12 protein-coding genes are annotated in these 13,741 nt (G+C 73.5%); 8 read left to right on the top strand and 4 right to left on the bottom strand.

All coding sequences use genetic code 11. The features are described 5' to 3' along the window. The first annotated feature begins 54 nt into the window (after window positions 1-54). The 3 genes from DMB42_RS27850 (at window position 55) to DMB42_RS27840 (ending at window position 3,937) form a co-directional block, all read left to right on the top strand. Window positions 55-1,191: a hypothetical protein gene (locus DMB42_RS27850; protein ID WP_125637983.1), complete on the top strand. Its 1,137-nt coding sequence runs from the start codon at window positions 55-57 to the stop codon at window positions 1,189-1,191. A 31-nt stretch (window positions 1,192-1,222) separates the two neighbouring features. Next, window positions 1,223-2,440: a cytochrome P450 gene (locus DMB42_RS27845; protein ID WP_185844893.1), complete on the top strand. Its 1,218-nt coding sequence runs from the start codon at window positions 1,223-1,225 to the stop codon at window positions 2,438-2,440. A gap of 171 nt (window positions 2,441-2,611) precedes the next feature. Continuing rightward, entirely contained in the window at window positions 2,612-3,937 is a 1,326-nt protein-coding gene (locus tag DMB42_RS27840) for a cation:proton antiporter (protein WP_125637981.1), read from the top strand. 37 nt (window positions 3,938-3,974) lie between these two features. Here the strand turns inward: DMB42_RS27840 and DMB42_RS27835 are convergent, their stop codons facing one another. Continuing rightward, window positions 3,975-4,424, bottom strand: coding sequence for a DUF6228 family protein (locus DMB42_RS27835; RefSeq protein ID WP_185844892.1), 450 nt, complete (start codon window positions 4,422-4,424; stop codon window positions 3,975-3,977). A gap of 27 nt (window positions 4,425-4,451) precedes the next feature. Beyond that, the gene (locus DMB42_RS27830) at window positions 4,452-7,286 is read right to left on the bottom strand and encodes an AAA family ATPase (protein ID WP_260477992.1); all 2,835 of its coding nucleotides are present in this window, start codon (window positions 7,284-7,286) and stop codon (window positions 4,452-4,454) included. 193 nt (window positions 7,287-7,479) lie between these two features. On the opposite strand from DMB42_RS27830, the gene DMB42_RS27825 reads away from it, so the two are divergent. From DMB42_RS27825 to DMB42_RS27805, 5 genes are all read left to right on the top strand, one after another. Then, on the top strand, window positions 7,480-8,229 hold the full coding sequence (locus DMB42_RS27825; RefSeq protein ID WP_125637979.1) for an SDR family oxidoreductase: 750 nt from the start codon (window positions 7,480-7,482) through the stop codon (window positions 8,227-8,229). 6 nt (window positions 8,230-8,235) lie between these two features. Further along, window positions 8,236-8,517 carry a hypothetical protein gene (locus DMB42_RS27820; RefSeq protein WP_125637978.1) on the top strand — a complete coding sequence of 94 codons (282 nt, stop codon included), beginning with the start codon at window positions 8,236-8,238 and terminating at the stop codon, window positions 8,515-8,517. Window positions 8,518-8,754: 237 nt separating this feature from the next. Then, on the top strand, window positions 8,755-9,426 hold the full coding sequence (locus DMB42_RS27815) for a sigma-70 family RNA polymerase sigma factor (RefSeq protein ID WP_125638182.1): 672 nt from the start codon (window positions 8,755-8,757) through the stop codon (window positions 9,424-9,426). Window positions 9,427-9,513: 87 nt separating this feature from the next. Next, window positions 9,514-10,065 carry an RNA polymerase sigma factor gene (locus DMB42_RS27810; protein ID WP_125637977.1) on the top strand — a complete coding sequence of 184 codons (552 nt, stop codon included), beginning with the start codon at window positions 9,514-9,516 and terminating at the stop codon, window positions 10,063-10,065. After that, window positions 10,058-11,215 carry a CU044_5270 family protein gene (locus DMB42_RS27805; protein WP_125637976.1) on the top strand — a complete coding sequence of 386 codons (1,158 nt, stop codon included), beginning with the start codon at window positions 10,058-10,060 and terminating at the stop codon, window positions 11,213-11,215. The genes DMB42_RS27810 and DMB42_RS27805 overlap by 8 nt, the downstream gene beginning before the upstream one ends. On the opposite strand, the gene DMB42_RS27800 is transcribed toward DMB42_RS27805, so the two are convergent. Continuing rightward, on the bottom strand, window positions 11,193-12,443 hold the full coding sequence (locus DMB42_RS27800; protein ID WP_125637975.1) for a cytochrome P450: 1,251 nt from the start codon (window positions 12,441-12,443) through the stop codon (window positions 11,193-11,195). The genes DMB42_RS27805 and DMB42_RS27800 overlap by 23 nt on opposite strands. Window positions 12,444-12,582: 139 nt before the next feature. Then, complete coding sequence (locus DMB42_RS27795; protein WP_125637974.1) at window positions 12,583-13,635, bottom strand: serine protease; 1,053 nt, start codon at window positions 13,633-13,635, stop codon at window positions 12,583-12,585. Window positions 13,636-13,741 lie beyond the last annotated feature (106 nt).

The following is a 13,741-nucleotide window of genomic DNA, read 5'->3' as shown; positions in this document are numbered from 1 at the left end:
CGTTGCCGCGGGTTGACACGCCTGCGGGTACGACCGGATCCGGGGGGACATCGCATGACCACGAATCCGTACGCCACTTCGCCCTTCAGCTACGCGACCGAGCCGACGGCGGCGCCGTACTCGATCGTCGAGTTGATGCCCGGCGCCCGCAACCTGATGCACTACCTGCGGGTGGCGCCGGGCGAGCGGGTGCTGGTGCTGGCCGAGCACACCGTCGATCCGGTCGTCGTCCAGGCCATCGCGGCCGCGGCCGCCTACCGCGACGCCGACGTGCACATCCTGTCGGTGGCGCCGTTCAGCCCCGGCGGCTGGGACAGCGGGGCCGGGCACCACGTCGAGCGGGCCGCCGTCGGGGCGTCCGACGTCGTCGTCGCCTGCACCTGGTGGGGCGAGGTGCACACCGCGCCGCTGTTCTTCGACGAGATCAGGGCCCTGCCGGTGCGGTTCGCGTCCCTGCACATGAGCGCCACGGCCGGCGCGCTGCTCACCGGCGCGCGCTTCCCCAACGAGGTCTTCTACGCCCTGGTACACCTCATGCTGCAGAAGCTGTCCACGACCGGGAAGATCCGGATCACCTCGGCGGCCGGCACCGATCTCACGCTGTCCGGGCTGACCCTCATGCCGGACGAGGAGCCGCCCGGCCCCGGCCAGTGGCGGCCCTTCCCGTACGGGGGCGTCAACTTCTGGCCCTCCGAGGCCGAGGGCGTGCTCGTCGTCGAGGACTGCACGGTGACCGGCGTGCCCGAGGAGCCGCTGCGCGTCATCCTGTCCGGCAACGTGGTCCAGGAGATCGCGGGCGGGACGGCGGCCGACCGGCTGCGGCGTTTCTCCCCCGGCGGCTTCTACCTGCGCCACGCCCTGATCGGGCTCAACCCGAAGGTGCGTGTGGCGGGCGGCACCCAGTTCGAGCGGGAGAAGCACGCCGGCGCGTTCTACTGCGGCCTCGACGCGCTCACCGGCGGCGTGCCCGTCACCGACGCGCCCGGCTTCGCCCACTGCGACTGCCAGGTCGACCGGCCCACCCTGTACGCCGACGACGAGCCGCTGATCGACAACGGCCGGCTCCTGCTGCTCGACGACCCCGAGATCCGCCGCGTGGCCGAGAGGTTCGGCCCGCCGGACGTGATCCTCGACGACAACCCGGTCATGGTCCTCCCCCGCCGCTACACCGGGGCGACGTCGAGCCGATGACCGTCAGACCGTACCGACAGACAGGATGACCATGGATCCCGAGTTCGTTCTCGACCCGGCCACCCTCGACCTGCACGCGAGCGACGAGCTGCTGCGCCGGGCCGGTTCGCTCGTCCCCGTACTGGTCGAGGGGGTGCGGGCCTGGGCCGCCACCAGCCACTCGACGCTGGAGGCGGTGCTGTCCCATCCGGCCATGACGCGCGACATCCGGTACTGGGACGCCGAGGCCCGCGCCGCGGCGCCGCAGGGCACGTCCCTGATGCGGCTGGTCACCGACGCGTCCATGCTCAACGCCGACGGCGAGGAGCACCGGCGGCTGCGCGGCCCGCTGGTCAAGCTGTTCAGCGCGCGCCAGGTGCAGCGGATGGAGCCCTGGATCACCTCCATCGTCGGCGACCTGCTGGAGGAACTGGCGGCCCTGCCACCGGACGAGCCGATCGACCTGCGGGCCGAGTACGCCTACCCGCTGCCGCTGCGCGTCATCGTCGAGATGCTCGGCATCCCCGACTCCCACCGGGAGCCCCTGCGCGCGCTCACCGACCAGGTGGTGCAGCTCGCCCAGAGCCCGCCGGACTCCTCCGAGGGACGCAGGGCGCTGTTCGAGATGGTCGGCGAGATCATCGAGCTGCGCCGCGCCACGCCCGGCGAGGACCTGACGAGCGAGCTGATCGCGCTGCACGAGCAGGGACAGCTCGACGACGCCGAGCTGCGCGACACCGTCCAGGTGCTGCTGATCGCCGGGCACGTGACGACGATCAACCTCATCGCGCACGCCGTACGCGCCCTGCTGGACCGGCCCGGTCAGCTTGAGCTGCTGCTCTCGGGGGCCGTGCCGTGGAGCGCGGCCGTGGAGGAGGCCCTGCGCTGGGAGTCGCCCAACGCCTACTTCCCGATGCGCTACGCCATGGAGGACCTGGAGATCGAGGGTGTGCGGCTGCGGGCGGGCGAGGCGGTGCTCGCCTGCTTCTCCGCCGCCGGCCGCGACCCCGAGCGGTACGGCGACAACGCCGCCGACTTCGACGTGACCAGGCCGTCCGTGCCGCACCTGGCGTTCGGGCACGGGCCGCACTTCTGCCTCGGCGCGCCGCTGGCCCGGCTGCAGGCCGAGGTCGCGCTGCCGGCACTGTTCGCGGCGTTCCCGGAGCTGCGCGCGGCCGGGCCCGCCGACGACCTGCCCCGGCTCACCTCTCTGCTGGACAACGGCATACGCGGCCTGCCGGTGCTGCTCGGCCCGCCCGCCTCCCGCTGAGGCCCGCGACAGGCCGGTGACGTCCGGTTTCTCCGAATGTGCGGATTGTCCGGGGGTGGTTTCTCAGAAAGTGCCGCATCCCCATCCGTCCGTTGCGACGCCTGTGCCAGGCGTTTTTAGATGAATGAGCATCCGCGCTCGGGAACCGGACCGACCTCCAGGGGTTCATTCATGCACACGCCCATCGCCCCCATAGGCGCGCACAACCTGCTCGTCTTCCTGCTGCAAGTCGGACTGATGCTCGCGCTCGCGCTGGCACTCGGGGCGCTCGCGGCCCGGTTCCGGCTGCCCGCCGTGGTGGGCGAGCTGTTCGCCGGGGTCGTACTCGGGCCGTCGATCCTGGCGCACGTCGCGCCGGACTTCCAGCGCTGGCTCTTCCCCGCCGATCCCGGCCAGTTCCACCTCCTGGACGCCGTCGGGCAGATCGGCGTGCTGCTGCTGGTCGGGCTGACCGGCATCCACATGGACCTGGGGCTCGTACGGAAGCGGGCGGCGACCGCGGCCGGGGTCAGCGCGGGCGGGCTGCTCATCCCGCTCGGGCTCGGCATCGCGACCGGGTTCCTGCTGCCCAAGGCCATCGTCCCCGAGGGCACCGACATGACGGTGTTCGCGCTGTTCATGGGCGTGGCGATGTGCGTGAGCGCGATCCCCGTGCTGGCCAAGACCCTCATCGACATGAAACTGCTGCACCGCAACATCGGCCAGCTCACCCTCACCGCCGGGATGATCGACGACGCGTTCGGCTGGTTCATGTTGTCGATCGTCAGCGCCATGGCCGTCAACGCGGTCACCACGGGCACCGTGCTCACCTCGCTGGCCTACCTGATGGTCATCGTCGTCCTGGCCCTCACCGTCGGGCGTCCGCTGGTGCGCGGCGCGATGCGGCTGGCCGCCAGGTCCCCCGAGGCGGGTCCGACGGTCGGGACGGCGGTCGTCCTCATCGTGCTCGCCTCGGCCGGGACGCACGCGCTCGGCCTGGAATCGGTCTTCGGCGCCTTCGTGATGGGCATGCTCATCGGCAGCGCGGGCCGCGTCGACCCGGCCCGGCTCGCCCCCCTGCGCACCGTGACCCTGTACGGCCTCGCCCCCGTCTTCTTCGCCACCGCCGGCCTGCGCATGGACCTGACCGCCCTCGCCCGCCCACCGGTCCTGCTGGCGGACCTCGCCGTACTGGCCGTGGCGATCGTCGGCAAGTTCCTCGGCGCCTACGCCGGCGCCCGCCTCAGCAAGCTCAACCGCTGGGAGGCCCTGGCCCTCGGCGCCGGACTCAACGCCCGCGGCGTCATCGAGGTCGTGGTCGCCATGGTCGGGCTGCGGCTGGGCATCCTCAGCGTCGAGGCGTACACGCTGGTGGTCCTGGTCGCCATCGTCACCTCCCTGATGACCCCGCCCATCCTGCGCGCCGCGATGTCCCGGGTGGAGCAGACCGCCGACGAGGAGATCCGCGAAACCGCCCACCGCGCCTGGACCACCACCGGCACCAGCACCTCCGCCTGACTCCCCCGCCGTACCACCGACGCGCGGCAACACCGCTTCAGGGGCGGGCGAGGAAGGCACGGATCCCGGCGGCCAGACGGGTCATCTGCTGACCGCCTTCGATCCAGGTCGTGACGGACGTCTCCCATCCCGGTGGGTGCGACGACCACGGTCGCAGCGTCCAGGTCAGCTCGACCCGGCCGCCGGAGCGGAAGATCGCGCCGAGCGTGAGCTGATCGGTGTGCCAGGTGCGCTCGCCCGTCCAGCCTCGGAAGTCGTCTGCGAGGGTCTGGAGGAAGGCGGGCAGGTCGCCGGCGGCGTCCCAGGTCGTGACGGTCACGTCGGGGATCTCCGCCCGCAGGCCGCCGGCCAGGGCTTCGACGCCGAAAACCGTCTCGTACTGGTCGGCGGACCGCCTGCCGGAGAGGCGGACGACCAGCTCGGGGTCCTGCGAGCAGCGCACCGTCACGTCGGGCGGCCCGGCCGGCCGGTGATCTCCATGCGTCACCCGAGCAGGATAGGCCGCCCGGTACGGCTACTGAGCCGGGGCGGGTGGGCGGTCGGGGTCGGACAGGGCGGTGCGGAGGTCGGTGCGGGCCTTGATGCCGAGTTTCATGAAGACCTTGCGCAGGTGGTATTCGGCGGTGCGGTCGCTGATGAACAGGCGGGCGCCGATGTCGCGGTTGGTGAGCCCTTCGCGGGCCAGGCGGGCGACGTTGAGCTCCTGGTCGGTGAGGCGGGCCGCCGGTTCGTACGGGCGTGCGCGCGGCGCCTGGCCGAGCGCGCGCAGCTCGCGGGCGGCGCGTTCGGCGAAGCCGTTCAGGCCGCAGCCGGACAGCGACTCGTACGCGGCCCGGAGCTGCTCGGCGGCCTCGGCGCGCCGGTCCAGGCGGCTCAGTTCCTCGCCGAGGAGCAGGCGGCAGCGCCCGACCATGATCGGGATGCGTTCCCGTTCGAAGCGTTCGATCGCCTCCCGGTACAGGGGCTCGGCCGTGCCGGGCGGGCCGAGCTGCGCCCGCGCCATCGTCAGCACGGCGCGGGCCCAGTTCGTGCCCACCGGCCGGGTGACGCCCGCCAGTTGCTCGAACGCCTGCTCGGCGAGCGCCTGCTCGCCGGTGTGGGCGGCCGCCTCCACGAGTTCGAGCAGGGTACGCATGGCGTGGCTCAGCTCGTGCGTGTACGGCAGCTCGCGCCGCCCCGCCTCGACCGCCTCGGCGAACCGGCCCAGCCCGTTGTAGAGGATGGCCTGCGAGAAGTTGACCGCGCTCAGCCCGTAGCCCTCGCCGCGCGTGTACGAGTCGGCCCGGATCCGCGCCGCCAGCCGTTCCGTCTCGCCGGCCTGCCCCCGGTACGCGGCCAGGAAGAGCCGTCCGTACTGCGGCAGCGGGTGGCCGGTGACGTCCTTGATGGCGTCGATCTCGTCGCAGGACGCCTCGGCCGCGTCCAGGTCGCCGTCGACGGTCTGGGCCAGCATCAGCAGGCTCAGCGCGATCGGCAACACCGTGACGACGCCTTCGGCGCGGGCCAGCTCGACCTGCCGGTCGGCGAGGGCGCGCAGCGCGCGGGCGTCCCAGAGGTCCTGGGCGGCTCGGGAGGCGAACCACATCCAGTGCAGTTCCAGGGAGTCCGGGGCCTGTTCCAGGAACGCGCGCTGCGCCTGGCGCAGGGTCCCGATCGCGGCCTCCTGACCGTGGGCGGCCAGCAGCGCCTGACCGCGCAGGATCAGGTCCCGCGCCCGCCCGCCCCCGGCCGTCCCGCCGTCAGGAGCATCGGCGGCGGGAGCATCGGCGGCGGCAGGTTCGGGGGCGGGAGGTTCGGGGGCGGGGGTGGCGCGCAGGATGGCGGTGGCCACGGCGGTCACCTGGGCGGCGTCGCCGAGCCGGCCGCCGTAGATCGCCGCCGCCAGCGCCTCGATGTAGGTGTCGCGGGCCAGCACCGGGTCGAGCCCTTCGAGTCCCTGGGCCGCGGCGAGGAGGAGCCCCGGCCCGCTGGCGTCGCGGCGGAGTGCGTACCCGGCGCGGGCGCGCAGCCGTACGACGAGGGCCTGTTGCAACGTGGTCAGCGGATGGCCGCCGACGGTGTCGAGCAGGCGCAGGGCGGCTGCGGGCGCGCCCGCGTCGTGCTTGGCCTCGGCCGCCGCGATCAGCCGCTGCCCGCGCAGGACCGGGTCGGGCGTCAGCTCCGCCGCCCGTTCCAGGAACGCGGCCGCGGCGGCGGCTCCGCCACGGGCGCGCGCCCGGGCGGCGGAACGTTCGAGGTCGGCGGCGACCTCCTCGTCCGGGCGCAGCGTCGCGCTCGCCCGGTGCCAGGCCCGGCGGTCGGGGTCGCGGCCGGCGCCGGTGGCGTCGGCCAGGGCGGCGTGCACGCGCCGCCGCCACTCCTGGGACGCCGTACGGTAGACCGCCGACCGGACGAGCGGGTGCCGGAAGCTGACGCGCGCGCCGACGGTGAGCGCGTCGGCCTCCTTGGCGGCGTCGAAGTCCGCCTGGCCGAGCCCCAGCGCCGCGCTCGCGCGCCACAGCAGGCCGGGATCGCCGGTCGGGTCCGCGGCGGCCAGCAGCAGCAGGAGGCGCGCCGATCCGGGCAGCGGCGCGAGCTGCGCGACGAGGCTCTGCTCGATGCGGCTCTCCAGCGGCATCGAGCCGGTGAGGGAGAAGCCGCCGGCGATCTCGGCCGGGCTCAGCGCCCGGGGCAGCTCGCGCAGCGCGAGCGGGTTGCCGCGTGCCTCGGCGACGAGCTGGTCGCGTACGCGCCGGTCGAGGCCGCCGGGGACCGCCAGGCGCAGGAGCTCGTGCGAGTCGTCGTGGCCCAGTCCTTCGACGGCGAGCCGCGGGAGCCCGGTGAACACCGTGCCGACCGTGCGCATGGCGAGGACGACGGCGATCCCCTCGGCGTCGAGCCGCCGGGCGGCGAACGCGACCGCCCGCGCCGACGCCTCGTCCAGCCATTGGGCGTCGTCGACCACGCAGAGCAGCGCCCGGCCGTCCGCGGCCTCGGTGAGCAGCCCGAGCAGCGCGAGCCCGACGAGGAACGGGCTGGGCGCGCCGGCCGCGCGCAGGCCGAACGCCGCCTCGATCGCCTCCCGCTGCGGGCCCGGCAGGCGTACGGCCGAGCCCATCATGGGCCCGCACAGTTGCTGGAGCCCCGCGTAGGCCAGCTCCATCTCCGACTCCCAGGCGACCACGCGCTCCACCCGGACGCCGGTCCCGGGCCGTGCCGCCACCATCCGGTCGAGGAGCGCGGTCTTGCCGACGCCGGCCTCGCCGGAGACGACGAGCGCGCCGCTGCGCCCGGCGCGGGCGCGCTCCACCAGCCCGTCCAGTTCCGCCAGCTCGCGATGCCGTCCCCGCAGTGGCCCGGTCTCGGTCACGATGTCGCCCTTTGCTGGGGTTTGTTGTTACATGGCACCTTTGTCGCCAGACACCCTATCGAGCGGCCAAGCCCACGGTCGGCCCGGTTCCGGGAGGAAATCGGCGGCGGTTGTCACAGGCCGGAAGGCCGCCCGGTCTTGGTTGTGACCGGACGGCACACGGGTGCCCCGGCGGCAAGAGGGAGGTTTCTCGATGAAGATCGTAGTGGTCGGCGGAACCGGTCTGATCGGGTCCAAGCTGGTGACCAGGCTGACCGAGCACGGGCACGAGGCCGTCGCGGCAGCGCCCGGCACCGGGGTCGACACGCTGACCGGCGAGGGGCTGGCCGAGGTGCTGGCGGGCGCGTCCGTGGTGATCGACGTGTCGAACTCGCCGTCGTTCGAACGGGCCGCCGTACTGGAGTTCTTCGAGACGTCCACCGGCAACCTGCTGGCGGCCGAGGCGGCGGCGGGCGTGGGCCATCACGTCGCGCTGTCGGTGGTGGGCACCGAACGCATGCCCGACAACGACTATTTCGCCGCGAAGATCGCCCAGGAACGGCTGATCGAGAAATCGCCGATCCCGTACTCGCTGGTGCACGCGACGCAGTTCTTCGAGTTCGTACGCGGCATCGCCGACGAGGCGACCGCCGACGGCAAGGTGCACATCGCACCCGTGCTCTTCCAGCCGGTCGCCGGCGACGAGGTCGCCCGGGCCGTCGGCCGGACCGCGGTGGGCGCGCCGCTGAACGGCCGCCTGGAGGTGGCCGGACCGACGCGGTACCGGATGGACGAGTTCTTCCGCCGGGCGCTGGCCGCCTGGGGCGACCCGCGCGAGGTGGTCACCGACCCGGAGGCGCGCTACTTCGGCAGCGTGCCGGGCGAACGTACGCTGGTGCCCGGCGAGGGCGCCGTCCTCGGCCGGATCACCTACCGCGACTGGCTCGACCGGGACGCGGGGTAATCCGGCATGAGCACCCCCGACAACGCGGACGACCCGCTGTACGAGCTCCGGATCGAGGTCGGCATCGAACTGACCGAGGTCCGGCGGAGCCACCCCGAGACGGAGATGGACCTGCCGGTCACCGACTGGCTGTTCGACCCGGCGGACGCCGAACGCGAGGAGATCGGCCTGCGCGGACTGCTCGACGCGGTCGAGGTGCTGGAGGAGGCCGCCCGGCCCGGAGACCCGCCGGCGCGGCCGGTCCGCTACCCGCCGTCCACGTCGCCGTCCGCGTCGCCGCCCACGTGAAGGACTGACCCCGCGAAGCGCCCGGCCCCTGTCAGGGGGGCCGGGCGCTTGTGGTTCCGCCCCTCGCACTGCCGGTGTACCCGCGGGGACCCCCTGGGGGGCCGGGCCCCTGGGCCAGGGGGTCGACCAGGGACTTCCAAGGGCGCGGCGGAGGAGGCCCGGACACGACCGTGAAGGCAGTGGCATTCGCCGGATGCCGTCGTACGAACGGACGCGAACGGAGCCGAGACCGTGACGATGAACATGCTGGAGCTGGGCAGGGACGACGCGACAGGCGGCCGCCCGCCGGCCGGCGAGCTGGACGCGGCCGCCTCGGTGTTCGACACCTCGCGCCCCAGGTTGTACGGGATCGCCCTGCGCGTCCTTGAGGACGTGGGCGAGGCCGAGGACGTGGTCCAGGAGGCGTGGTTGCGGTGGCGGCGCGCCGACCGCTCGGTCGTCATCAGCCCGCCCGCGTTCCTCGCGACGACCACCACCAGGCTGGCGCTCAACGTCGCCCAGTCCGCGCGCCGGCGCCGCGAGACGTGCGCCGGGCCGTGGCTGCCCGAGACCGTGGACCGCGCCCCCGGCCCCGAGACGGCGGCCGAACGGCACGAGGAGGCCGACCTGGCGATCAGGCTGCTGCTGGAGCGGCTGACGCCCGCCGAACGCGCCTCGTACCTGCTGCGCAAGGCGTTCGACTATCCCTACCGGCGGATCTCCGAGGTTCTCGGCCTGGGCACGGACCACACGCGGCAGCTCGTACGACGTGCCCACGCGCGGCTGGCCTCCGACCGGCGCCGCCCGGTGGAGGCCGCCGCGCACCGACGCCTCGTGGGCGCGTTCCTGGCCGCCGCGCGCACCGGCGACCTCGCCGGTCTGGAGTCCGTCCTCGCCGCCGACCTCACCCACCGCCCCCCGCGTCACTGACCGGGCGAAGCCGCCGCGTGAAAGCACTGCGACGCTCTGGGCAACAAGAGGTGTCCGGCGTTCACTCGACCCTTCGGAGTTGCCTGCATGGCCACACCGCCCGGCCTCACCGGCCCGCCCGATCTCCGGGCCGACTGGGAGGAGATCTTCACCGCGCACTTCGCGGAGATCCACCGCTACATCGCCAGACGGCTGTCCGCGGACGTCGCCGACGACACGGCCGCCGAGGTGTTCCTGGCCGCGTACCGGGGTGGCTACGACCCGTCCCGTGGCGCCGTACGGCCCTGGTTGTACGGGATCGCCACGCATCTCATCGCACGGCACCACCGCAGTGAGCTGCGCAAATGGAAGGCGCTCGGCCGGATGGCCGAGCGGGAGGAGCACAGCCACGAGGACGCGACCCTGGCACGGGTGGCGGCGAGCGGGCTGACCGGCAGGCTCGCGGGGGCGCTTGCCGGACTCAAGCGCCGGGACCGCGACGTCGTCCTGCTCCACGCGCTGGGCGGCCTCAGCCACGCCGAGGTCGCCGCCGCGCTGGACATCCCGGCCGGCACGGTCGCCTCCCGCCTCAACCGCGCCCGCGGGCAACTCCGCAAGGCGCTCGGCGACGTCAACCCTCTGGAGGACAATCGTGGATGAGTTCGGCCTGCTGGCGAAGTCTCTGCCGGACGCGCCGCCGCCGTCGTCCGAGGTGGTCGACCGGGCCCGCGCCCGGCTGTCGGCGGCCCAGGCCCAGCCGTCGGCGGTCCGGGGCCGGACCGCGCGCCGCCGCGCCCATTGGGGGTGGACCGCCGCGGCGACCGTCGCCGTCGTCACCGCCGTCATCGCCCTGGTGGCGGGCCTGACGCCGGCTTCCGTACCGGTGATCGCGCCGCCCCGCGGCAACGACGCCCTGCTCCGGCTCGCCGACGACGTCGCCCGGCTTCCCGGCCAGACGGGGGCGTACTGGCGCAGGCCGCTGCTCAACAGCAGCCTGATGCGGGTGACGGCGGGGAAGGCGACGTTCAACGTGTTGCACGTCTCCCGAGTCGATCTGTGGCAGCCCCGCGATCCGCGCGATCCCGTCCAGGTGTGGGCGCGGCTGGAGAGCGTGCGTCCGGCCACGCCCGCCGACGAACGCCTCTGGAAGGCGGCCGGCTCGCCGTCGTCGGCCCAGCGGGTCTGCACCCCGGGCACGCCCGCCAAGGACTGCGGGAAGGTCCGGGTGGGCGACGGGCCCTCCGGCTGCGTGTACACGCGGGCCGTCGAACCGGATGGCGTGTTCGGCGACCGGCGGCTGGGCGACCTCACGCTCGCAGCCCTCGCGGCGCTGCCCACCGACGTCGACGCACTGCGGGAGAGGCTGCGCGGCATCTGGCGTACGAACCCGCAGGATGAGAGCTTCGAGCAGTTCCTGGCCGGCTCGGCGGCGCTCCTGGAGATGCCGATCAGCCCCGCGGTACGGGCGGCGGCCCTCCGCCTCCTGGCCGGGCTGCCGACCACCACGACGGGCGGCACGGTCGTCGATCCGCTGGGACGTCCGGGCCTCGCGGTCGCCTTCGTCAAGAGCGAGGGCTTCTCCGCCGAGTTCGGGGCGGACGACGAGGTGGCCGAGCGGTACACGACCATCCTCGCCCCCAGGACCGGCGCCGTCCTGGTGTCCGACGCCGCGATCGCGGCCGAGAACGCCGAAGGGCTCACCAAGGGCACCTACCTGAACTACACGGCCTGGACCTCCGAGGCCGGCTGGACCGACGACAGGCCCGCCCGGCCCCGCGGCTGCAAGCTCAGCCCCCGGCCCATCCCTTGATCACGGCCGGGCGCAGGATCACGGGGAGTTCCCGGTGGCCGTTGCTGATGAGGGTGGGGACCGGGCGCAGGTCGTCGCCGGGGACCGCGAGGGCCATCGCCGGGAAACGTGCGAAGAGCGCGCGCAGGGCCTCGGCGACCTCCAGGCGGGCCAGGGGTGCTCCGAGGCAGTAGTGCACGCCGTACCCGAACGCCAGGTGGTCCTTGACCCGGCGGGTGACGTCGAAGGTGTCGGCGTCCGGGCCGTGCCAGTCCGGGTGGCGGTTGGCGGCGCCGTAGGCGGCGAGGACGGGTTCCCCGGCGGCGATGGTCCGCCCGTCGGGGAGCTCGATGTCGGTGACGGCGAAGCGCAGCGGCAGGTACTTGATGGCGGGCTCGTGGCGGAGGGTCTCCTCCACGACGTCCTCCCAGGTGGCCTGGCCGGCCCGTACCAGCTTGAGCTGGTCGGGGGAGGTCAGCAGTGCGAAGACGGCCTGGTCGATGACGTTGACGGTGGTCTCGTACCCGGCGTTGATCATCAGGATCAGCGTGTCGCGCAGCTCGTCGTCGGTGAAGCCCGCGCCGTCCGACTCCTCGTCGCGGGCCGCGATCAGGAAGGAGGTCAGGTCGTCGCCGGGGTCGGCGCGCTTGGTGGCGATCAGGCGGTCGGTGGTCTCGAACAGGCGTACGGCGTTGGCCTGGGCCTCCTCGGGCGTGAGCGTGCTGTCGAAGACGCGGTCGACGATCTGCCGGAAGTCGTCCCGCTGGTCCTGGGGCACGCCCATGAGGTGGCCGACGACGGCGATGGGCAGCGGGTAGGCCAGCCGTTCGCGCAGGTCCGCCACCTCGCCGGCGGGCACCTCGGCGAGCTCGTCGATCAGCTCTTCGACCATCGACCGGATGATCGGCTTCAGCCGCGCGATACGGCGGGCGCCGAAGGCCGGGGCCACCATGCGCCGCAACCTGCGATGGTCGGCGCCGTACGCGGTGAGCATGCTCCTGACCTCGATCCACAGGGCGAGCGGCCATGTGCGGGTGGTCCGGTCGAAGTCCGGGTAGTGGGCGCGACCGTCCTTGGAGACGTCGGGGCCGGTCAGCATGGTCTTGAGCAGGGCGGGGTCGGTGACGGCCCAGACCCGCAGGCCGAGCACGTCCACGGGGGTGGCGGGGCCGCGAGCCCGCAGGGCCCGGTACTCGGCGTGTCGGTCGGCACCGGTGGGATCGATGACGAACGGCGAGGGCTGGTACATGGGACTCCTCCTTCAGGTCGCGGCGCGACGGGTCCGGCTCGGCGGGACACCCGGTTGACCGGACGGCCCGGGCGCCGCGTGACGGAAACGACTGTGACGTACGTCACCGCCACCGCCGCACGGCCGCCCGGGTGGCGGATCAGCCGGACACGTACGTGATGGAGCCGGTCCAGCGGTTGGCGGCGTCCCGGTAGACCTGGATCAGCCCGGTGTCGAAGTACGGGGAGATGCCGGTGTCGTACCGGTTGTCGCCGTCGGTGTCGGCCACGCTGATCGTGAGGCCGTTCAGATAGCCGGTACGGGTGTCGCTCGCATAACCGGTCACCCACGCCGACCCGAGCGAGCCCTCACCCGTGAACGGCGAGTCCACGCCGACGGCCCGGTCCGCGGGCAGGCCGGTCGGCCGCAGCGCGAACGTCGGCCCGGTGGAGCGTTCGAGGGTCCGGCCGGTGTAGGAGCCGGTGCCGTCGGGGTGGAGCCCGGCGGGGTAGCCGAAGACGTCGGCGGCGGGCGGGAGCGGCTGGTTGGCCGCCAGGCCCAGGCCGCCGACGTTGTCGCCCAGCCTGCCGACGCTGGCCAGCCCGTCCGGGGAGGACGGGACGACCCCGTTGTAGACGGTGGCGAAGGCGTAGTCCCGGTCGTAGTCGAGGACGTTCTCGAAGTCGTTGTGGACGACGCCGTGCTTGCCGACGTACAGGCCGAACGGCATGGCGCCGTCGGAGTAGGCCGGGACGAAGACCCAGTTGCCGAGGCTGCCCATCGGGGCCTCGGTGTCGAGCAGGCAGTGTCCGGCGGTGGCGACCAGGTTGCGGTAGTTCGACTGCACGGAGGTGCCGGTGCACCAGTGGGGCAGGCCGTCGCTGCCGACGAAGAACACCTTGCCCGACGTCGTGATCAGGTCGCCCGCCGGCGGGTTCTCCGGCCCGATCGGCGGGACGCGGTACGCGGGCCCGTCGGGGACGGCTCCCGTGGTGAGGCGTTCGCCGCCGGCCACCGCCCACAGCGTGTACGGCGTGGCGTTCCGCAGGTTGGCGGCGTCGTCGGCGAGCCAGAACCCGGCCACCGACCGGGCCTTCTCCACAACGGTGGCCAGGGGGACCGTCACCACGGTGGCCGCCTGAGCGGGACCGGCGACGAGGGCGGAGCCGAGCAGGCTCAGCCCGGCGCCCAGCGCGATCAAGGCACGTCTCAAGGACATCTCTCCCGTCCGGAAGGGCCGGCCGATCGGCACGGCCGGCAAGCACCAAGATCGTAACCACGCCCGGCCCCGGAACCCCACACCTTTTAGATCACATGTT

Source organism: Nonomuraea sp. WAC 01424, assembly GCF_003947315.1.
Lineage (GTDB): Bacteria > Actinomycetota > Actinomycetes > Streptosporangiales > Streptosporangiaceae > Nonomuraea > Nonomuraea spiralis.
The sequence above is the reverse complement of the archived record's forward strand: the minus strand, read 5'-3'. Positions and strand labels throughout refer to the sequence as shown.